This window comes from Blautia glucerasea (assembly GCF_013304385.1).
Lineage (GTDB): Bacteria > Bacillota > Clostridia > Lachnospirales > Lachnospiraceae > Blautia_A > Blautia_A ammoniilytica.
In genome coordinates this window covers 45,453-67,287 of sequence record NZ_JAAITU010000010.1, presented here as the reverse complement: position 1 = coordinate 67,287, position 21,835 = coordinate 45,453, and the positions used below count along the sequence as shown (strand labels likewise).

At 44.2% G+C, this 21,835-nt stretch carries 14 protein-coding genes; 1 reads left to right on the top strand and 13 read right to left on the bottom strand.

Annotated features, from left to right (window positions below):
- Positions 1-194: 194 nt before the first annotated feature.
- The 4 genes from G5B11_RS06005 to G5B11_RS05990 all read right to left on the bottom strand — a co-directional run bounded on the left by G5B11_RS06005 (position 195) and on the right by G5B11_RS05990 (position 10,963).
- On the bottom strand, positions 195-7,064 hold the full coding sequence (locus tag G5B11_RS06005) for a Spy0128 family protein (RefSeq protein ID WP_173727212.1): 6,870 nt from the start codon (positions 7,062-7,064) through the stop codon (positions 195-197).
- 220 nt (positions 7,065-7,284) lie between these two features.
- On the bottom strand, positions 7,285-8,010 hold the full coding sequence (locus G5B11_RS06000; RefSeq protein ID WP_173727211.1) for an HAD family hydrolase: 726 nt from the start codon (positions 8,008-8,010) through the stop codon (positions 7,285-7,287).
- 226 nt (positions 8,011-8,236) lie between these two features.
- A complete protein-coding gene (locus G5B11_RS05995; protein ID WP_244092927.1) occupies positions 8,237-9,721 on the bottom strand; it encodes a S1C family serine protease in 1,485 nt (494 codons plus the stop codon).
- A 144-nt stretch (positions 9,722-9,865) separates the two neighbouring features.
- Entirely contained in the window at positions 9,866-10,963 is a 1,098-nt protein-coding gene (locus tag G5B11_RS05990; RefSeq protein WP_173727210.1) for a CdaR family transcriptional regulator, read from the bottom strand.
- Between the two features lie 169 nt (positions 10,964-11,132).
- On the opposite strand from G5B11_RS05990, the gene G5B11_RS05985 reads away from it, so the two are divergent.
- Entirely contained in the window at positions 11,133-12,284 is a 1,152-nt protein-coding gene (locus G5B11_RS05985) for a glycerate kinase family protein (protein ID WP_173727209.1), read from the top strand.
- Between the two features lie 50 nt (positions 12,285-12,334).
- Here the strand turns inward: G5B11_RS05985 and G5B11_RS05980 are convergent, their stop codons facing one another.
- The 9 genes from G5B11_RS05980 to G5B11_RS05940 all read right to left on the bottom strand — a co-directional run bounded on the left by G5B11_RS05980 (position 12,335) and on the right by G5B11_RS05940 (position 21,819).
- Positions 12,335-13,165, bottom strand: coding sequence for an energy-coupling factor transporter transmembrane component T family protein (locus tag G5B11_RS05980; protein ID WP_173727208.1), 831 nt, complete (start codon positions 13,163-13,165; stop codon positions 12,335-12,337).
- A complete protein-coding gene (locus tag G5B11_RS05975) occupies positions 13,155-14,879 on the bottom strand; it encodes an ABC transporter ATP-binding protein (RefSeq protein ID WP_173727207.1) in 1,725 nt (574 codons plus the stop codon). Before G5B11_RS05975 ends, G5B11_RS05980 begins: the two co-directional genes overlap by 11 nt.
- Before the next feature lie 187 nt (positions 14,880-15,066).
- On the bottom strand, positions 15,067-15,618 hold the full coding sequence (locus G5B11_RS05970; protein WP_173727206.1) for an ECF-type riboflavin transporter substrate-binding protein: 552 nt from the start codon (positions 15,616-15,618) through the stop codon (positions 15,067-15,069).
- 183 nt (positions 15,619-15,801) lie between these two features.
- On the bottom strand, positions 15,802-17,499 hold the full coding sequence (locus G5B11_RS05965; protein ID WP_173727205.1) for a carbon starvation CstA family protein: 1,698 nt from the start codon (positions 17,497-17,499) through the stop codon (positions 15,802-15,804).
- A 202-nt stretch (positions 17,500-17,701) separates the two neighbouring features.
- On the bottom strand, positions 17,702-18,682 hold the full coding sequence (locus tag G5B11_RS05960; protein WP_173727204.1) for a LacI family DNA-binding transcriptional regulator: 981 nt from the start codon (positions 18,680-18,682) through the stop codon (positions 17,702-17,704).
- Between the two features lie 84 nt (positions 18,683-18,766).
- Complete coding sequence (gene rpiB, locus G5B11_RS05955; protein WP_158422123.1) at positions 18,767-19,312, bottom strand: ribose 5-phosphate isomerase B; 546 nt, start codon at positions 19,310-19,312, stop codon at positions 18,767-18,769.
- A gap of 68 nt (positions 19,313-19,380) precedes the next feature.
- Positions 19,381-19,884, bottom strand: a complete 504-nt coding sequence (locus tag G5B11_RS05950; protein WP_158422124.1) for a heme-degrading domain-containing protein — start codon at positions 19,882-19,884, stop codon at positions 19,381-19,383.
- Between the two features lies 1 nt (position 19,885).
- On the bottom strand, positions 19,886-20,755 hold the full coding sequence (gene aroE, locus G5B11_RS05945) for a shikimate dehydrogenase (RefSeq protein WP_173727203.1): 870 nt from the start codon (positions 20,753-20,755) through the stop codon (positions 19,886-19,888).
- 68 nt (positions 20,756-20,823) lie between these two features.
- A complete protein-coding gene (locus G5B11_RS05940) occupies positions 20,824-21,819 on the bottom strand; it encodes a substrate-binding domain-containing protein (protein ID WP_173727202.1) in 996 nt (331 codons plus the stop codon).
- Between the last annotated feature and the right edge of the window lie 16 nt (positions 21,820-21,835).

The following is a 21,835-nucleotide window of genomic DNA, read 5'->3' as shown; positions in this document are numbered from 1 at the left end:
ACAATATGGTTTCCAATGTTTTGTCACACATTTTACCCTGCCTTTACAAAGCAAATGCGCCTGGTACGATCTCTTAACCCAAAAGAAACAAATTTTCCCTTGGCAAAACGTACCAGGCGCAGCTGATCTCTGCTTAAGCAGACATATTTATTTATTTTCGTTTAAATCATAAAATACTACCCAAAGTATTTTCGTTAGTCAACCGGCTTCTTTTTCCTCAAAACTGCAAGAATCAATATGGCTGATGCTGCAAACAAGAGCAGATAAAAAGCAATTGGTGTTTCATCCGCCGTCTTTACATTCTGTGTCTGAGAACCGTAATTACTGCTGCCGCCTGAACTTCCAGGATTGCCTCCATTGCCATTCTGACCTGGCACTGCACTCGCAGATGGGGTTACAGATGGACTTACCTCTGGAGTTACTGACGGGCTCACCTGCGGAGTTACTGATGGGCTCACCTGCGGAGTTACTGACGGGCTCACCTGCGGAGTTACTGACGGATTTACCGATGGTGTTACTGATGGACTTACCGATGGTGCCGGGCTTGGCTGAACTTTAAACTCATTTGTAAATACAGGTTCTGCCTCTTTATAAGTAAATCCTTCCCCATCTTTTTCCTGCAGCTGATAAGTTACTTTATACGGAACTAACACTGCTTTTCCCTGATCCTCATCCAGCTTCATGGTAACAGTAACTTTATACACAGCATTGTCACTGTAATATCCTTCCGGAAGCTTTTCTGCATTCTCTCGGATATAATAAACAAAGTCTTTGGCAACTGCTGTTTTGCCTTCCAGCTCCTGCACCGCATAAACAGTTCTGCCATTTTCCTGTGCTGTCATATCCTTCATATCGAAGGCATAATCCTGTCCCTGCTTGAACGGAACTGTAAACTCAATCTTTCCTGTGCTCAGGTCATTGGTAAATATCTGATCAGATGCCTTTTCTGTACACTTCTCATCCTTGTAAAGATTGAATGAAAAGGCTTTCATATCTCCGCCAACCACTTTTTTCTCTGCCTGGAAGGAAGCATTTCCTGTGGCAGCAAAGGAATTGACAAACAGGATCTGATCTGCATTTTCAGTTTGACCTTCCATTGTTTTTTCTACAACCTGAGGTACTGCCTGCAGGGTACCATCTCCCTGATCAGTAATTCTCACAGTTACTTTATAACAGCTGTTATCTTTTCCATAGCCAGCTGCATCACTGCTTAGATCCTCTTCCTGTACATAATAAGTCTTTTCTGTTTCTGTCAGATAAGAGGTAATCTTTCCGCTCTGGTCCTTAACTGCCAGATCATCCATTGTATAGTCCAGAGTAAATTGAAACTCTCCGGTACCGTCCTCTGCATAGGCACTGTCTCCATTCGGAATAACTGCAGTGGCAGTATCCAGTCTGTTTCCTGGTGTTCCCTGGTTATCCTCATAAATGCCAAAGGTGAAATCCTCCCTTAACGGACCGCCGGAAACCCTCTTGGTCCCTGTGATCCGGGCACTTCCCTTTGCCTGATAGATATTTACAAATTCAAGAACTGCGTCATTTCCTGCAAGAACTGTAAAATCACTTTCGCCTGCTGCCTTCCTGCCTGCTACCTTTGGCGTTACAGTAAGAGTACCATCATTTTTCAGGCTTCCATCGTCCTTCTTATTACTTACAAGCACCTCAATCTTATAGATGCTTTCATCCTTTGCATATCCTGCTTTATCAGAGTTTTCCTTTACATAATATACAAATGTTTTCTCACCGGCATATGCCGCTTTTCCGGAACCAGTACTTTCTTTCAGATCCTTCATGGTATATGCAAATGTAAATCCAAAGCTTCCATCTGCCGGATCACTTGCTGCCACATTGGTCTGTACCTGGCTTCCAGCCAAAGCTGTGCAGGCCTCATCCTGATAAATACCAAATTCAAAAGCGGAAGGATTAGCTCCTTTCACTGTTTTCTTTCCTGTAAGAGAAGCCGTACCGGAAGCTTTATCCCTGTCAAAAAATCCTGCATCATTGGCAGAAGAAACGTATACTCTGGTACTTAACGCACTTTCATCAGGCATAAGAATTTTCGGAATAAAGCTGTACTTCAGATCTCCTGCCCCATACTCAGTATCATTTTCCTGTGCATAGCATGGAAGTCCGTCCGAATCGATCCGGTCATTGTCTCCCACATTGGACAATGCTGCTGTATAAGGAGTCAGCTCCAGTGCCGCACTTATTTTGCCAAGTCCCGGTACTTCATAATTCCTATCTGCAAAAAGAATTCCGAAGGTACCCTTTGGCAGATTTATAAAGCTGTAATGTCCTTCTGTATAAGTTGATATTGCCCCTGTAGTCAGATTCATCTGCTGTCCTGTAACAACCTGGGCCGGATGAAGCAAACCATCAGATCCTGTGTACCTGTAAACCTCATAATCTGACAACTTCTGTGGATCCCCGTTTTCTTTCAGTTTCATCAGAACCACACCTGCTCCGTTCAGAGATGCTTCACTCTGGCTGCGTATGCCATTCATATCATCATCCAGCCATGTCTGACCTTCCAGCCTTCGGCTTACGATATAGGTTGATGCAAAAGCGCTTAATGTACCATGGGTCAGGCTATTCTTGATCACATCCCCTGCTTCTCCTTCCGGAAGCTGAAGATTGATGTGCATCTTCAGCGTTTTCCGCTGAGGCATGGTGCCATAAGCTGCTATAGCTGTAATTGCCTCTGTTTTCTGTGTCTGAACAGCCGGAAGGTTCTCAGCTACAAACTGCAGGCTGCTTTCCCCGTCAGAGCTGGCTTTTACCCGGAAAGTGACCGGCTTCCAGTCTGCATTTGCTGCAAAATCAAAACCTCCCGTTTCCGGTGTGCCATCTCCATCAAAATCAGAAGTACCATCCTCGTTCATATACCAGGTACTTGTTTTGCCCTGATATGCCGGGTTGGTGGTATAGTAAAATTTAAGATTGGTTGAAAACAGATCCGCATCTGCTTCCTTTTTTGCCCCAAAGCTGAACTCATTTACTGTCAATGGGCCATGGAAGGAAGAATCACTCTGTTCTCCGGTATAAGGAAGCCCTTCAATAATATAACTGTCTGGTCGTGCTGTAGCAGAATTATTACCCACATTCATGGTAAATCCCATATCCTGTGCTTTCTCTGCTACACTCTGCTCGGCAAGTTTTGACAGGCTGACTGCAGATTCCTTTAATACAGAGATCCCTGCCTGAGACAGATTTTTAAATACCGCCTTCTGCTCACGCTGATCCAAAGTACTGGAAATCCTGGCTGCGATCTGTATCTGCTGCCCATTTTTTACATCCTTATCATCATCACCATTGACTCCGATCTGGCAGCTGAAATAAATAGGATTCAGTTTTGTTACCTGCTTGCTCATATCAATGGTCACATCTTTTAATACCCATTTCAGGCCTGTGATCTTCTGCTTTCCATCAATCTCTTTATAAACATATTCTGTGATATTTTCCTGGTCAAGATTAATGCCTCCTGTAACTTTTCCAGGTGCACCCTTCTGTTCCTGATAGGTACCTCCCCAGCAGGCAGAATCTTCTTTATATGTGAGAGACAGATCCTCTGGCAGATCCACTTCAATAGTCACATCAGTAGTATCCGTACCGCCGGTGGTGCCAGGCTCTCCCGCTGTCACACAGATAGACGGATTCAATTTGTAATCCACATACCTTTGGTTTGCAGACATATCATAAACCTGCTTCCGTTCGCTGGTCTTATTTCCGGCCTGGGCAACCTGGGCAAGGATAGATGTCTGATGGGGCATAACCAGACAGGAGTCACCCCCGTAACGGCCTGCCGTACCATTCACATACTTATTATCCTTGTAAACAGTCTTAATGTAGCCATAAATATGTGAGCTCTTAGCATAGTCAAAAGTCCAGAAGTTCTTTGGATAGTCCTGATCATACTTTATCTGACCATTCCCTTCTCTGGTAGGAAACAGATCTGATTTAACATAAGCATCATATTCTGCATGAGTAGGTGCATAGCTATTATCTTGTCCCAGGCTTGCTGCCACCTGTTTCGTAATATCAGCCTCTTTCCACGCCCTTGCTGCATGGCTGGCCATATAAACATATCCAACAGGGCAGTCATTCTTCACCTTACCCTTTATGCACAAATACAGTGCATTTTTTCCGCCTATATCGGCAAGGCCTCTCCATTCCACAAGTACTGCTACAGGCACACAGCCTGCTGCCTTTAGTTCTTCCAGACTGTTATAGAAAATCAGATCATCTGCTGTAGCCTGAAGCATTTCCGTATCATAATCTGCCCCATCCGGATCCTGACCCTGATGATTCCAGCCATCCTTTGTTGGCTTTGCACCCCAAAGAAGTTTATATTGATTCTGAGAAATAACCGTTTGGGTCTCTTCGTCACGAAGACCCTGGTATCCATATTTTTCCGCTTTCGCACTGGAAGGTTCCAGAAATACATCATCGAATTTCACCAGCTGGTCATATGCAAGTCTGGTATTAGTTCCTTCTGCAGCTGAGTCACTAATAAAATCCTCAATAACCATGCTGGTGCCTCTGGTTGCCCAGTCTTTTCCGTCATCTTCACAGCCCTCGGTTAAGGCATCCAAATAATTGGAGTAATTTGACTTCAGGAACAGCATCTGGTCAGAAATCTTTCCCTTCTGTTCCTGGACCATTGCCTGGATCGCAGAGTTATCCTTCAGCTTTTCCTCACGAAAGCTTTCACTGCTATCCGGTCCGAAGCTCTGTCCGGAAACGCTTTTCATGGTAAGTTCTGAAGCTGCTAATTTTACATTGAAAGTACCCTCTGCACTGTTAAATTTATCTACATATGCTACGCCGCTTTCATCCTGATAGGGCTGGATCAGCCATACCTCCCCTGCTGAAAAGCAGGCGTTTTCAATATCCCAGTAATTTGTCTGAATCTCTGGATCATAATATGTGCATGTTTTCACCATACCTGTATCCATCCATGGGAAACGATCCACATTAATCTTAAATCCCTGTACAGTTACATGGATAGTGCCATTCTCATCTGTCTGCTGAGTCCAGGTACCGCCATTATAGCAGGTAGTTGCAACATCTTTTCCCCGATTCAGCGGTGCTGCATAAGCAGCTTTTGTACCAGTACCTAACAGCTTTCGATGATCGTTGTTCCACCGATTCGTTTCACTTGGCAGCTGTTCATCAAGACTCCACAACAAGGGCTTGCGGATCTCTGTATTATCATGAGAAACCTTTTTGGCATTAAAGACAGAAGACACAGTCAGATCAAACTGAATGTCCGTATTTTCATCCGGAAACTCCAGACCGCGCATGCCTTGTCCTTCTTTCCCCAACATCATCAGGGTAATTCCATAGGCTCCTATTCTTCCATAAACTTTACCGATACCTTTGTTAGGGGCAAAATCTTCCCCAGTATCAAAGTTAAAGGTTCCCAGATACTGGCAGTCTGTTGTGCCTCCGTTCTTAATCTGTACATTATATCTTGGTGCTGCACTGACTGTTACCGGATCTGCTGCAAAAGATACGGCCTCAACATTCCCATGCTCCACACAGCTGGTCTGTCTGCCTGTCACCAGACTTCCGGTTGGGATCTTCATTGCCTGCGTCTTTATCTGACCATCTTCTTCATAAGTATAAGCAGCACCTGCAATAGTTTTGTACTGGGCGCCTACATCATTTCCTTCCAGCCAGTAAGTAAACTGAGGCTGTACAAGATCATTATTATGCATCTGCAGTACACGAAGCACGACCTGAAGCTCATTATAGCTTGCGCCAATAGCAGTAGGATTGTCCTCTGCCGGCTCCAGCATAAAGCTTCCACGCAGTACCTGACTGCCATTTACCTCTGTTACCTCATAGTAACAGCTGGGCTTTGCCTTCAGCCATCCCATGGCATTCGTTTCAAACTGCGCCTTGCTTTTCTCATATGGAAGAACAATTTCAAAGTAAAAACGGCCTTTTTCATAGCCAGCCGGTCTCTGTGCATCCGGCTGCATCCTTGTATAAAACATGGTTGTATAGCTGATGGTATCAAAACTGCGGACGATCTGGTCATCCGGAGAGGTATCATTGCCTGCACCTTCTGTTGTGTCAAAAGGAACGGTTCCGGTCACAGTCTCATCCTTCAGGATCCCTGCATTGGAAATATATGCTTCGTCCTTATTCTGATCATCTGGAAGTACTGTCCCATATTCGCCGGTAGCTGCTACAGACAGAAGAACCTCTTTGCTTCCGCAGTCTGTCTCGGCTCCGTTCTCATCTGCATAATATGCCCGGTATGTTACCACATACTGCTGCTGTGGTGTCTCAGGCGTAATCGTTGTAGGTCTGCCCAGTGTTTCCCAATCATAGGAAGGATCATCTACATAAGTAACCCCATCTGTACTCATCTTCTGACGTTTCAGGCTGTTGATCCCAATCTTTACAGAAACCTCTTTGCCATTTACTGTGATAACAGATGGATCTGCGATTACTCCTTTAAGAAGATCATAATCGGTTCCTGCAAAAATAATTCCCTCTAACTTAGGGATAATGGTAACATTCTCCTGACCTGCATCTTCCAATACATCTGTCTCCTGATTCTCTGTCACATCCTCAACAATTTCTGCATCGGAAGATGCCTGAGAATCCTCTGATGCAGAAGGCTCTGCCGACGTTTCCGGCTCTGTAACCTCTCCCGGAGTTTCCGTTATTTCCGGCTCTATAACCTCTCCCGGAGTTTCCGATATTTCCGGGCCCGTAACCTCTCCCGGAGTTTCCGGGGCTGTAACTTCTCCTGGAGTTTCCGGGGTTGTAACCTCTCCCTGGGTTTCCGCCCCTTCGACAGCTTCTGCAGGTGCTTCAGTTACAGAAACATCTGTATTTCCCGGATCTGAAGCTGCTTCTTGATTGACGCTCTCCGCTGAAGCTGCTGGTACTTCACTCTCAGACAAAACAGCTTCCTTTGTGATTCCTGCATTTTCCTCTGCAAACAGGGACATGCCTGACGTCTGCAGGATCATAGACACGGCAAGTATGCCGGTCAAGGCTTTTTTACGCCAAGACCGGCCTGTTCTTTTTTCTTTCTTTTTCATGCGCTCCTCCTTATATTGTGTACGCTTTTCTAACTAGAAAATCCACCTGCAATGCTCTGCCGGAGGTTATGTCAGACGTGAGCACTGCGTTTCACCACTGCTATCAGACGTAGACTCTACATTTTATCACGACTCCGATAGCAGAAGATATTTAGGAGTGTAGCGCAATCCATCTTTCCTTACAATATAACATTTTTCATTTTTATATAATAATTAAACGCTAAAAGGTACGCAGATCCCCTAATCCCAGGATCACATTACGTAATTCTTCCTGTGTTTTCACCTGATAATCCGGTTTCTTTGCACCTTCCGGAAGCTTATACCCATGGTAATTCACCCAGATGGTTTTCCATCCTGCATTCATTGCCCCTGCCATATCATTGGCAAAGGAATCGCCGATCATATAAACAGTCTCATCTGTGATCCCCAGCCGCTGTTCTGCCATCCGGAAGATTTCACTTTCAGGCTTGGCGCATCCAACTCCTTCTGAAACCAGCACATGTTCCATTGGAATCCACTGTTCCAATCCCATAATATGACATTTCTCCTTTTGATGCTGATCTGGACCATTGGAGATCACACCCATCCGTATCCCTGCAGATTTACATCTTTCCAATATTTCCGCCAATGCCGGTGAAAGCTTCAGGTTCTGCTGTTTTTCTTTGTATCTGCGCTGAAAATCTTCTGCCATTTCTTCTGTAAAAGGAATCTGCAGGTCTTCCATTGTTTTCATAATGCGGCATATCCTTGACTGGTGAAGTTCCATTCTTCCAGCCGAACTTTCCAGGAACATTTCGTAGCTTCTTTTCCCAAAAGTCTGATAAAACAGTTCCGGATCCGGCAGCTTTTTACCGCCCATTGCTTCTTCACAGGCTGACTGAAGCAAATCGATCTGGCGGTATAATGTATCATCAATATCAAAAACCAATGCTATTTTATCTGTCATCAAATGTTCTCCCTTCCCATTTCCGTATCATACGATTATATTATACTCTTCCACAAACAGCAATTCATTTATTTGATGCGCTTCTGCACCTACAGAACCTGCCACCGGCAGCTTCTTACGGATGCCTGGCGACAAAAATACCGCACCGGCTTCCTTTCCCGAAACCGATGCGGTATTTTATACCAGGTGCTTTACCTGCTTCATATTCTTTTCAATTCAGAAAGTCTTAGTTCACACCATCACCGAACTGAAGTCCGCTTCTGCCTCCCTGTTCAAAATCATCAAACAGGTTATCGCCGCCCTGGACATCATCGCCCTGATCATCACTGTTCTGTACATCGCTGTCCTGATCCTCATTACTCTGATCCTGGTCCTCACTGGAGCCAAGAGTAACGTCTACTGTACTCTCTTTGTAACCGCCCTTACTAAGTGTTGCGATCGTGACCTCTACCTGTTCTTCTGGCTCGTAATACTCAAGCATATCTACCAGATCTTCAATAGAAGTAACAGTCTTGCCATCAAACTTTGTGATAATGTTCTGTTCCTTAATACCAGCAGCCTCTGCAGCACCGCCTTCCGTTACTTCTGCAACATAAACACCTTCCGGAATACCATAATACTGGCTTGCTTCATCACTGACTGTACGTCCGCTGATGCCAAGTACGCCATGGCTTCCCTCTACTTTATCTCTTGTCTTCGCATTCATCAGATTCTCAATATCATCTGTAACATCAGAGATCGCAATTGCATAACCGATACCTTCAACCTCAGTAGATGCCAGCTTTGCGGAATTGATACCAACAACCTCACCCTTCATGTTAAGAAGAGCACCGCCACTGTTACCAGGGTTGATTGCTGCATCTGTCTGGATCAGATTGATACCGCTCTGGTTATCTTCTTCATCACTCTGAACCGTCTGCTGGGAATAATCAGAATTTGCTCTGCGGTTCTTTGCACTGACAATACCAGTTGTAACAGACTGTCCATAACCAAGTGCATTACCAATAGCAATTACCTGCTCGCCAACCTTCAGATCATCGGAGCTTCCGATGGTTGCAACAGAGATTGCATCCATGGTATCATCGGAAATATCATCCAATGATACGGATACAACTGCCAGGTCATTTGCCTTATCATATCCTTTTACTTTTGCTTCATAAGCATTGTTATCAACAAAACCAACAGATAATGTATCTGCGCCCTCCACTACGTGGTAGTTGGTTGCGATCAGAAGCTCTGTATCGTTCTTCCCGATAATAATACCGGAACCGCTGCCTTCAACTTCTCTCTCCTGTGGTGCATATCCGTACTGGCTGAAGATTCCGTAATAATCCTGTACCTCCTGTACAGACTTGGTACTGATGGATACTACAGAAGGCATTGCCTGCTCTACAATTGCAGATACATCCATACTTCCTGCAGATGCTGTATCTTTTTTGTCAGAATCATCGGAGCTTGACTTCTTAGCTTTCAGAAGAGTAAGTGTATCACCACTCTCCGCTGCCTGTACATTGCTTGCTGTATTCCAGTTATTCAGATAATTAAATCCGTGATAAGAGCCTGCTGCAAGTCCTCCTGCAAGCACTGCACAAAGGCTGATGCTTAAACCTTTCTTCACCATTTTCTTTTTCTGGTTTTTCTTTTCTGCCTTTTTGTTATTTTCATTCTCATTCATTTCATCCATCTCATTCAGTTCATTAAAATCCTTCATGATATATACCTCCTTAAAGACTCATCGTCTGTTTTATTCTTTAATGATCTGTTGCATTCTTTAATATCTGCTTCATTTCCTTTTGATGTTTCACAGTATAGGGGTTATTTGTGTTTACTTTGTGGGAAAAATGTGTTCAATTTGTTAAAAATCATTTTTCTGTTTTTCATCTTTTTCTGCCTGCATGCGCACAGCTGTATATAATGAAACCCCATCCCTGAACCTTCTCGGATCATATCCGCAAATCTCCCGGATACGGTTCAGCCGGTACTGAAGAGTATTTTTATGCATATTCAGCAGTTCACAGGTTTTCTGCAAAGACATATCCTGGCTGTAATAGACTTTCAGTATTTGAAGATCCTCCGATGCCAGACCCTGCAGAATTTTCGCTATATACTGAGTTTTCACTTTTTCAGATACATTTCCCAGAAGCATTTCAAATCCCAGTTCTTCATACAAGCAGAATCCCTTGCGGCCCTGCACACTTCTCTGAGCCATCCTTGCCTCCTGCCAGGATTGAGAAATATGGGAAAGTTCCTTGAGCATTCCCATCCCTGCAGTAATCTCTGCTTCATGAACCCTGGTCAGTTCCTGCAGCAAGCGAATAGCTTTGCCTGTATCGCTTTCTTTCAACAATAATACATATTCTCCCGGATATTCATATGTATACCAAGGACTGATCTTTTCAAAAACACGAAGCACCGGGTTGGTCATGCCTTCCGCAAAAACATCTGACCTTACATTTACAAAAGCCATCCTGTACTTTCCAGATTCCCTAATCCCATTTTCTTTGAAAAAAGCTTTCAGCTCTGTATAGTCTGTGATGTCCTGCCTGATCAATGTCCGAAGCATATAACTGATCTTGGATCTCTTTTGGCTGCCTCTGGCTTCCAATTCTCTTTCCCGCAAAAGGATCGTGGTGATTTTCTGTGCCAAAGCTGCATATTTTCTTGCCTCTTCCACATCGCCGCTGATTCCTACTGCAGCAATCACTTTTCCATGATAAAAAACCGGAAGATTTACTCCTTTTTGAACGCCCCAAAAGCTTTCATCGCCTGAAACTTCTTTTGTATCTCCCTGGGTCACTACCTGATAGCCGATCTCATGAAAGGAATCTACCCGGCTGTGATCTGTGCTGGCAATAATAATCCCCCTTGCATCAATATAATTAATATCTTTTCCACATACACTCTTTACTGTATCCACAATATACTGGGCTGTTTCCCTGTCAATGATCTCCATGTTTTCCCCCTCATTGTGCTTTTATAAATTTATATGTTCTTTATAACATATATTTCTTGTTTTTTAAACCATATTTTATTATTTATACCATTTTTTCACGCGATAAAACTGATAAAATATAAACAAAAGTAAGATTTGATTCGTAAGCCCAAGAAAAGGAGATCTGACCATGAAGCTTGTAATTGCCATTGATTCATTTAAAGGAAGTATGACTTCTAAGGAAGCCGGTATCGCAGCTGCCCAGAGTATCCGAAAAGTTTTTCCAGATGCTGATATCTGTATCCGCCCTCTTGCAGATGGCGGCGAAGGCACAGTGACTGCCATCACAGAAGGTATGGGTGGCTCTTTTCGTACTGTCACAGTGATCGGTCCAGGCGGAAAACCAGCTCACTGCCGCTATGGTATCCTTCCTGCCGCCCACACTGCCGTGATTGAAATGTCAGGTGCTGCAGGCATCACACTAGTACATGGAAAAGAAAAAAATCCTCTGCATACAACCACTTATGGTGTAGGTCAGGTGATCCTGGATGCAATCTCACAAGGCTGCCGTAAGTTTATCATAGGTATTGGAGGAAGTGCCACCAATGACGGTGGTGTGGGGATGCTGCAGGCATTAGGCTTTGATTTTCTGGATGCTTCCGGGGATCCTATCCCTTATGGAGCCCAGGGGCTTTCCCTTCTGAAAACCATTGATAATACCCATGCACTTCCAGAATTAAAAGAATGTACCTTTCGCATTGCCTGTGATGTGACCAATCCACTTTGCGGTCCTGAAGGATGCAGTGCCATTTTCGGACCCCAGAAGGGTGCAGACAGCGAAATGATCGCTCTTATGGATCCATGGCTGGCACATTTTGCAAGCCTTGCCGGTAAAATGTATCCGAATGCAGACCCAGACTACCCAGGCTGCGGTGCTGCAGGCGGCCTGGGCTTTGCTTTTCGTACTTTTTTGAATGCTTCTTTGGAATCCGGGATCAAGATCGTGTTGGAAGAAACACACATGGAAGATTATATCAAAGACGCAGATATCATCCTGACCGGAGAAGGCCGTCTGGATGCACAAACTGTTATGGGCAAAGCCCCCCAAGGTGTGGCACAAATGGCAAAAAAATACGAAAAACCTGTTTTGGCTTTTTCAGGATGCGTAACGCCTGATGCTGCCGTCTGCAATCAGTCCGGTATTGACGCATTCTTCCCGATTCTCAGATCCCCGGTCTCCCTGGAAGAGGCTATGGATACTGAAAATGCCAAAGCAAACATGTCTGCTTCTGTAGAACAGGTTTTCCGTGTAATAAAAACATTTATTGTAAGTACTCAGTAATTATCCTCACAGTTACAAATTTTTCCTTAAGATATCCTTTAGATCATCTCTTATTTGAAAGGATTATAAAATCGTCCAAAACGCAGGGTAATGCCAAGGCTGATTCCAAACAGCACAACCCCCAGGGCAAGGACCACAAAATCCCTGCGTGCAAAGGGACGCTTCATATACCAGGTACGCTTTTTATCCTTTCCAAAGCCTCTTAGCTCCATAGCATTGGAAATGGTATTGATCCGGTTCAGGCTGGTAAGGATCAGCGGCATCAGAATACTGACAGAATTCTTCAGTCTGGCAAAAAACGGCTCGCTTTTTCCCAGCTCAACGCCTCTGGCCTGCTGTGCCTGGCTGATACTGTGGTAATCTCTCTGGATATCCGGAATATAGCGGAGGGCAATTGCCACAGAATATCCAATCTTGTAGGAAACACCAATGCTGTTCAGGCTGGCCGCAAATTCGCTTGGATTGGTAGCAGAAATAAACAAAATCGCCACCGGAAGTGCCACAAAATATTTCAGAGAAATATTCAGCATATAAAACAGCTGCTCCTGGGTGATATCATACCTCCAGAACAAGTGAAAAAGCACATGGCGGGTCCCATACAATGTGGTGCCCTGGTTAGGATCAAACAGCAAAATAAACAAATTATTCAAAAGGAGAAATACCAGCATAAAGATCATCATAAACCGTACTTCCCGAAAATGGATCCGGCTCAGTTTAAAAGCAAAGAGACTAACCGCCAAAAGTCCTAAAAGTACCCATGTATTATAGGTGATCATACTTGCAAAAGTAAACAGAAGAAAAAATGCCAGCTTGGTGGTACCTGTAAGCTTATGCACCACACTTTCCCTGGGAAGATAATTTAATACTGTCTTAGCAGCCATGACTGCGCACCTCCCTGTCCGTCTCTATAAATCGTTCTACAAAAGCTTCTGCTGGAGTGATCCCACACCGGTTCGCTAATGTAAAAAGACTGGTTTCCTTTAATGCTGCCTTTTGTATCAGCTCCGAATCACAAAGAACCCCTGCCGCACTTCTGTCTGCGATCAGCTGTCCGTTGCAAAACACCAGGGCTCTTGGTGTATACTCCAGCATCAGATGCATATCATGGGTGATCATGATCACAGTTACACCTTGTCGGTTCAGTCCCCGCAAAAATTCCATAATATCCGTGTAATGTCTGAAATCCTGGCCTGCCGTAGGCTCATCCAGGATGATCAGTCTTGGATCCTGCACCAGCACACTTGCTATAGTCACCCGCTTCTTCTGTCCAAAGCTTAATGCAGAAACCGGCCAGTTTCGGAAAGGATATAAGCCACAGATCTTCAGGGTAGACTCCACCTTCTCCCTGATCTGCGCCTGATCCATACCACTTCCCTGAAGTGCCAAGGCAACCTCATCAAAAATCATATTCTTAGAAATCATCTGGTTAGGATTCTGCATTACATATCCAATATATTTAGCTCTTTTCCGGATATTTTCTCCGGTAATGTCCCGTCCTTCAAAAAGTATCTTGCCCTTCTCTGCCTGTTCAAAGCCGCAGATCACCTTGGACAGTGTAGACTTCCCTGCGCCATTCTGCCCTACAATGCTGATCATTTCCCCTTTTCCAATAGAAAAGCTTACGTTATGCAGTGTCTGCCGCTCTTTTGTATATCCGAAATTCAGTCCCTCTACCTGCAGCAGAACCTGCGGATCTTCATTTGACTGTGGCTGTGGTCTGGATTCAAACCAGTCAGAAATCTTCCGGATGTCCTGTTCGTCAAGCACTGTATGATCCACATGAGAAGGCCTCTTCTGTGGTGTGATCTGAACCCCCGCATACCGCATGGCGGTTACATACAAAGGCTCACGGATCCCATTCTCCGCCAAAAGGTTGGTGGCAAGCAGTTCATCTGGATGCATATCCGCCAGGATCTTCCCTTCATTTACCAGAACGATCCTATCCACATTTCGCCACAAAACATCCTCCAGCCTGTGCTCAATGATCAGCACTGTAGTATCTGTCTTCTCCTGGATCTCATCGATCAGTTCGATCGCCTGCTTGCCAGTAGCCGGATCCAGATTGGCCAGTGGTTCATCAAATAAAAGGATCTTTACTCTGTCCACCATCACACCAGCCAGAGAAACTCTCTGCTTCTGACCGCCAGATAATTCATGGGGCGCATACTCTAGATGCTGCCGGATCCCTACCAGGTCCGCCACATGTTCTGTGATCTTGTGCATCTTATCCTGTGGGGTGCAGCTGTTCTCCAATGCAAATGCAATATCCTCCCCTACTGTCAGACCGATAAACTGTCCGTCAGGATCCTGGAGCACAGTACCAACATGTGCAGAAAGTTCAAAAATACTGCTGTTTGGTGCATCCACACCATCTACCATCAGACTTCCAGTGCACTTTCCTGGATTTGAGAATGGATTCAGACCATTCACGCAGGATGCCAGCGTACTTTTACCACTGCCGGAAGGACCGGCGATCAAGACTCTCTCGCCAGGATAAATATCAAGATTGATTCCGGTCAGTGTAGGCTTTTTCTGTGCCCTGTACTGAAAGGAAAAATCCTTAAATGAAATAATAGGTTTCTTCAGTTCCCTCATATGTATATACCTCAGTTAAATGATTCAAACATAACATATTTGATTATAACATAAAAAAGGCTCTTCCACACCCCTAAAGAATGTGGAAAAGCTTTCTTCTTGAAATCTGTGCAGTTATTCCCTGCACTCACAGTTACAAAACCGATTAAAATTAGTATTTCTGATTTTTACGAAGCGCTCTGTCTGATTATTCCTGATCCAAAGAGCCTTTCTTTGCAATGGTCTTGGTATATGCGATCACAAGCAGGATACCTACGATCACAGCTGTAAGGATATTAGCGACAGCAGCAAATGCGCCCTGTGCAAAAACCTTGTTGGCAGGCTCTGCATAAATAAGAATATCAAGAACCGGTGCTACTACGATCCAAGCTGCCAAATGTGCAACAATATTGGAAATTGCAAATGTGGCAATCTTGCCCTTGCCAAAATCACCTTCCTGGATATCCAGCTTCTTAGCAAACAGGCCAACTACAATACCAACAAATGTGGATGCAATTACCCAGCTCCACCATGGGCTGCCACCCCATGACAAATCAATCAATGTATGACCAATGAATCCAATCAGTCCGCCTGCAAATGGTCCGTACATAGCAGCAAGTAATGCCAGTACTGCATACTGCAGACTGATATTTGTGTTAGGTACCGGACTTGGGATCGCAACAAAACGTCCCAGCACAAAAAACAGTGCTGCACCGATACCAACAGCTACAACTGTCTGAATACTGTTGTTTTTCTTCATAACTCCGTCCTCCTGGAAATGTAAAAGTATTTTGTATGTAACTGTAATGATATAAAACAGTTACTTTTGTCTTTATTGTAAAGACAGTGTTAGTATACTCCCGTTTTTCGGAACCTGTCAACGTATAAATCCCCAGGCCTGCAACAACCCGGGGATTTGAAAATTTCAGAGGATACTAAATAGTTATGCTTTTTCTGAGTTCTTCCGAGATGCGAAGTAGGCTCTCAGAGAATTGATCACGATAGTAAGTCCAAGAATGATCAGCAGTATGGCAATGATCAGCTGGAGCCCTTCTACCAGAAAAGTAGCAGAACCTGCTGCAATTGCCTTCACCAGACCAATCGTCCGCTCTGCCAGCGCAGTGCCGGTTACCAGAAGCATGATGATCAGCGGTGGAAACAGCATCTTATTACTTCTTCCTGTAACCTTCATAAATACACACAAGGTGACAAGCACCAGTGCAGATAACAGCTGATTGGCAGATCCAAATAATGGCCAGATATTTGCATATCCGATCCTTGTCAGAACGAAAGCTGCTGCCAAAGTAAGGATCGTTGAAAAATATTTATTGCAGAAAAGCTTTCTCCATCCTTCTGCATGCTCCATATCATCCGTACTAAAAAGTTCCTGGAAACTCATACGGCCAATACGTGCAACTGCATCCAGGCTTGTCAGTGCCAGCGCAGATACACACATGGTCATAAAACACTGTGCCACGTAAACCGGCACGCCAAACATTTCAAAGAAGCCTGCTACTCCACTGGAAAAAATCTGAAATGGCGTACCTGCTGCCGGAGTGCCGTCTGCAGATGCTGCAGCACCGGCTACACAAAGAGCCAGCACAGCCAGCAGACTTTCCAGTACCATTGCACCATATCCCACCTTCAGCATATCCTTTTCGTTGGCAACTGTTTTTGAGGATGTACCGGAAGAAACCAGACTGTGGAATCCGGAAACTGCACCACAGGCTACTGTAACAAACAAAATCGGGAACATATCTCCCAATGCATCATTGTGAAATCCAGTAAATGCTGGAAGGTTCATAGAAGGATGTGCTACCAGCAGTCCCAGAGCTGCACCTGCGATCATACCTATAAACATATAAGTAGTCATCGCGTCACGAGGCTGTTTTAACAGCCACATAGGTAATACAGCAGCAAAGAAAATATATACAAATGTAATATAAGTCCATGTATCTTTCCCTGCTATTATGGGAAGCATCATACCAATGGCCAGTGCAGCAACTGTACAGATCAGCCCGGTTACAGTTTCTTTCCAGCCATGGAAATTCATTTTTTTCTGAATCAAACCGAAAATCATTGCAAATCCAATAAACAGAAGAGAAATCGTTCCGGCAGCTCCATTTGTCCTGGCTGCATCTGAAAGAGATGCAACACCATCCGCAACAACATAAGCATTAAAAGTACCTGCAACCATATCTGCAAACGCAGCAATTACAAGTAATGTGAAAAGCCAGCAGAAAAGCAGAAACAGCTTTCTCCCCAGCTTTCCGATATATTTTTCAATCAGGAGTCCCATGGATTTGCCATCATTCTTCACACTTGCATACAAGGCACCAAAATCAGTAACTGCACCGAAAAAAATACCTCCGATCAGCACCCATAAAAGCACCGGTACCCAGCCAAATACAGCAGCCTGGATAGCACCTGTCACAGGCCCTGCACCTGCAATAGAGGAAAACTGATGACTGAAAACAGTCCATCCATCTGTTGGGACATAATCCTGTCCATCTTCAAATTTACGCGCCGGTGTTTTTGCCTTCGGATCAATCCCCCATTTGTTGACAAGCCAGCGTCCGTACAACACATAAGCAGCAACTAACAAAACTGCAGCAACTAAAACAATAACTAATGTATTCATCTGTCTTTCTCCCCTCTGTATCATACAGGTAAGATAACGGCTCAATGCCCTTACAGTTACCAGATAAGATACAATTGATGTAAAAATTACCATTGTTTTAGTCTCAAACAATTCAATTGTCAATGCTTTTTTGCGTATTTCATCACTTTACACTAAAAAAGAGTTAAAGTAAAAAAATTTTTAATGATTTTTACAAGCTATTTTAACAGGTTTCTCTTTCAATAATATATGGTTCCATAAGAACACATTTTTCCTGTATCTTTTCCTTGCGGATCAGTCGCATCAGATACTCAACAACTGCTTTTCCCAAAGCCTGTTTGGGCTGGGCAACCGCTGTCAGCTCTTTTATAGACAGCTTCCCCATGTCGCTGCCATCAAACCCAAGTATAGACACCTGTTCTGGCACCTGGTACCCATGTTTGATCAGTGCATTCATTGCACCAATTGCATAATAATCCACGCAGCCAAACACTGCATCATAATCAAACTTATCCTGCAAAAGCTTCTCCACCCTGTCCATTGCGCATTTAACGGAACGCTCTGGCAGAATTTCATAATGAATCTCATCAGATAAACCGGCAAGCTCCATTGCCTTTTTGTACCCCAGAAGCCTTTTCCTTGAAAAATCGAAATCCAGGTCATATCCTAAAAACAAAATTTTCCTGCGGCCTTTGGAAAGAAGATATTCTGTTCCCATCTGCCCACCTGCAATACTGTCTGACTGCACAGTAAGAAATGCTTCGTCAGCCGCACGATCAATACAGACAATCGGTATCTGTGCGTTCCGGTAGCTGGATAATACGTTGTTTCCACTACCCATCAGGATCAGACCGTCAATATTCCGAGCCAGCAGTCTTCGCAGATTCTTTTTTTCCTTTTCAGGGCTCTGATCAGAATCACATACGATCATACAATAGCCGTACTTGCAGATTGTATCTTCCATCACACGAAGCACTTCAATGGAATAATTGTTTTGCATATCCCACATCACAACCCCTATGGTTTTTGATAGATTTGTTTTTAAACCGCTGGCCAGAAGATTGGGACAGTAATCTACCTGCTTGATAGCATCCTGTATCCTTTTCAGCGTTTCCGGACGAACTGTTTTCTTGCCGCTCAGAACATAAGATACGGTACTTACGGAAACCCCGGCGATCTCAGCTACGTCTTTTAATGTTGACATATCTTCACTCCAGATTATTTCTAATTTTATGAAAAGGGCACCCAATATACTTGGCATGCCCTTTACCGATCAATAACTATATCATCAACCCTTGCTTCTATCAAAGATTTCTGCGTCTGCTAAAGGACCTGTGGAAATCTTTCTTGGCTCTTCATTCCATACTTCGTCATTCATGGTAAGGTTCTCAATATCTTTTATCAGATCCAGAGATCCGTCATGGAAACCGCCATCATAAGGGGTGTTCAGGAAAATCTCAAGCATCTCAATAGCTTCCCACTCACCAATGGTCTTTCCACCCATGCACAGAATATTTGCATTATTATGACGTCTGGTCATCTCAGCCTGATACTGTGTACTGCATAGACCTGCACGGATGCCTTTAAATTTATTTGCTGCCATGCTGATACCGATACCGGTTCCGCAGATCAGTACGCCGCATCTTGCCTCGCCGGAACGAACTGCATTTGCCACCTTTGCTGCAAAAAACGGATAACGGGTTGCCTCAATATCCGGATTATCATCAGATCCACAATCTACATAAGGAATCCCTTTTCCTTCCAGATACTCGATACATTTTGATTTCAGATAATAGCCTGCTGTGTCATTTCCAAGATATACTTTGTCTCCCATGTCTGTGTCTTCTCCTTTATGTTTAATAATGCCAATCCCTTGCTGTCAGCATCTTCCCCGGCATTCTCTTATGACTCTGCGTGGATCAGCTTAACCTCTTTGCCCAGGAATTTACAAATCCCATATACTGCAGTATTGTGATCTTCGTGATGTTCCAGTCCTGATACTGAAAGTACGCCTACTACACCAACACCATTTACATAGATAGGAAATCCGCCGCCCATCATACTGTACTCATCCGGATCCAGATGTCCATCGACAAACAGATCATCCTGCCCTACAGACTTCATATAATGAATTCGCAGCGTGCTTCTGTGTATCATGTTTACAGAATTGATCTTTCTCTGAAGCCAGATCTCATTAAATCCGTTGGTTCCTGCAAACCCATACCTAAAAACCTGATACCCATTGATCTGAATATCGATTGCAATGGGTAGCTTATCCTCTTTTGCCTTTTTCACAAGAATCTTTCCAAGCTTCCATGCATCATCATTATCAAAATGCTCAAATCGAAGCTCCTCTTCCTGTTTGCAGAGAATGTCATATTTTTCTTTATCACTTAATTTTCCCATATCAATCCTCTAATTCTACTCCGTATTCTTTTGCCAGTGCCTCTTTCATAACCTTTGCATTACAGTCACGGCCGGACCAGAATTTAAAACTGATCACAGCCTGATTAACCAACATGCCAAGGCCATCAATAGTCTTTGCACCGTTCTTCTCAGCCTCTTTCAGGAACATTGTATGTGGATGGTTTGGAATCACATCACATACTACCATCTCAGGCTTTACGGTAGCATAATTAATATCTGGTTTCTGATCTACATTCGGATACAGGCCGATATTTGTAACATTTACAAGAATATCCACATCTTCCGGAACATCCAGGGTATGATCCCAGCAAATGTATTTTGCATTGGCAGATGTTTTCTCATTTACAAGCTTTACCAGTTCCTCTCCTCTGCCAGAACCTGGACGGTTGGCAATAAGGATCGTCTCTGCACCTGCATTTGCAAGCTCCACTGCGATGGCACGGCCGGCTCCTCCAGCTCCCAGCATCATAACTTTCTTGCCCTTCATCTCTACATTTTCATCCTGAAGGGATTTGATAAATCCTTTACCATCTGTGTTCTCGCCATATAATTCACCATCTTTTACCCATACGGTATTAACAGCGCCCATAATGGCTGCATCTTCAGCCACATGGTCCAGATATTTTAATACCTCCACTTTATGTGGAATGGTAAGATGGATACCTTTCATATTCAATGCTGGCAGTGCTTTCATTGCATTCTCAAGATCTTCCGGTTTTACCAGAATGGTAAGATAACGGTAAGGAATCCCCAGGTCTTTAAATGCTGCCTCTGCTACTACTACTGTAGGGTTCTCGTCGATCGGACACCCAAATACACCCACAAGCTCTTCTCTATATGATTTGCCCATAAATATTCTCCCGTTTTTTCAAAACACCGGGGATGTATCTCCCCGGTGTTGCATTTTGAACGAATTACTTACTCAGCATCTGTTGTCTCTGTCTCTTCCTCTGCTGTTGCATCTTCCTCTGTTGTTGCCTCTTCCTCTGCTGTTGCATCTGCATCTACATTATCAGCTGTTACAAGCTCAACCTCTGTACCGATAGAAGCTTCAACTTCCTCGCCAGCTGCGATCTTTCCGCAAACCTCTACTGCAGTCTCTCCCATAAGAGCCGGAAGCTGACGAACAGTTGCAGCCTGTGTACCAGCCTTGATTGCATCCAGGTTATCTGCATCTGCATCAAATCCAACGATAACGATGTCATCTCTGTCTGCCTGCTGGCAAGCTTCGATAGCTCCTAATGCCATCTGATCATTGTGGCAGAATACAGCCTTGATATCCGGATTAGCTGTCAGAGCATTCTCCATAACACTCATAGCCTCAGAAGAAGACCAGTTACCTGTCTGAGAAACAACAACTTCAAATTTGTCATTGTCATCCATAATATTGTGGAAGCCTTCTCCACGCTCGTTGGTAGCACTTGCACCAGCCTGGCCCTGGATCTCAACAACCTGTCCGCCATCTGGAAGCTGATCTACGATGTACTGAGCTGCGATCTCGCCGCCATATACGTTATCAGATGCAATGTGGCAAACAATATCACCACTGTTGGCAGCACGGTCAACTGTAACAACCGGGATACCTGCATCATTTGCCATTGCAACAGCATCACCTGCAGCATCGGAATCAACTGGATTATAAACGATAACATCCGGGTTCTGTGTCAGCAGGTCTTCCATGTTTGTAACGTCCTTTGCAGCGTCATTACCGGAAGAAAGAGAGATCACTTCATACCCTGCATCTTCTGCTGCTTTCTTGAAAGCATCTTCAAGGGTGGAGAAGAACTGGTTTGTGTTATCAGATAACATAAGACCAAGTGTAAGATCCTGTTTCTCGTCAGCAAAGACTGCGACTGGTGTCACTGTTCCAAGTACCATTGCTGCGGTTAATGCTCCTGCGATAAGTTTTTTCATTTTTTTGTCCTCCCAT

What these genes read in the sequence shown, in the direction of transcription:
- G5B11_RS05950 (WP_158422124.1), bottom strand. Translation starts at nt 19,884, where the DNA reads ATGGGAAAATTAAGTGATAAAGAAAAATATGACATTCTCTGCAAACAG.
- G5B11_RS05975 (WP_173727207.1), bottom strand. Translation starts at nt 14,879, where the DNA reads ATGAGGGAACTGAAGAAACCTATTATTTCATTTAAGGATTTTTCCTTT.
- G5B11_RS06000 (WP_173727211.1), bottom strand. Translation starts at nt 8,010, where the DNA reads ATGACAGATAAAATAGCATTGGTTTTTGATATTGATGATACATTATAC.
- G5B11_RS05980 (WP_173727208.1), bottom strand. Translation starts at nt 13,165, where the DNA reads ATGGCTGCTAAGACAGTATTAAATTATCTTCCCAGGGAAAGTGTGGTG.
- G5B11_RS05990 (WP_173727210.1), bottom strand. Translation starts at nt 10,963, where the DNA reads ATGGAGATCATTGACAGGGAAACAGCCCAGTATATTGTGGATACAGTA.
- G5B11_RS05965 (WP_173727205.1), bottom strand. Translation starts at nt 17,499, where the DNA reads ATGAATACATTAGTTATTGTTTTAGTTGCTGCAGTTTTGTTAGTTGCT.
- G5B11_RS05940 (WP_173727202.1), bottom strand. Translation starts at nt 21,819, where the DNA reads ATGAAAAAACTTATCGCAGGAGCATTAACCGCAGCAATGGTACTTGGA.
- G5B11_RS05985 (WP_173727209.1), top strand. Translation starts at nt 11,133, where the DNA reads ATGAAGCTTGTAATTGCCATTGATTCATTTAAAGGAAGTATGACTTCT.
- G5B11_RS05960 (WP_173727204.1), bottom strand. Translation starts at nt 18,682, where the DNA reads ATGTCAACATTAAAAGACGTAGCTGAGATCGCCGGGGTTTCCGTAAGT.
- G5B11_RS06005 (WP_173727212.1), bottom strand. Translation starts at nt 7,064, where the DNA reads ATGAAAAAGAAAGAAAAAAGAACAGGCCGGTCTTGGCGTAAAAAAGCC.
- G5B11_RS05970 (WP_173727206.1), bottom strand. Translation starts at nt 15,618, where the DNA reads ATGAAGAAAAACAACAGTATTCAGACAGTTGTAGCTGTTGGTATCGGT.
- aroE (WP_173727203.1), bottom strand. Translation starts at nt 20,755, where the DNA reads ATGGGCAAATCATATAGAGAAGAGCTTGTGGGTGTATTTGGGTGTCCG.
- G5B11_RS05995 (WP_244092927.1), bottom strand. Translation starts at nt 9,721, where the DNA reads ATGAAGGATTTTAATGAACTGAATGAGATGGATGAAATGAATGAGAAT.
- rpiB (WP_158422123.1), bottom strand. Translation starts at nt 19,312, where the DNA reads ATGGGAGACAAAGTATATCTTGGAAATGACACAGCAGGCTATTATCTG.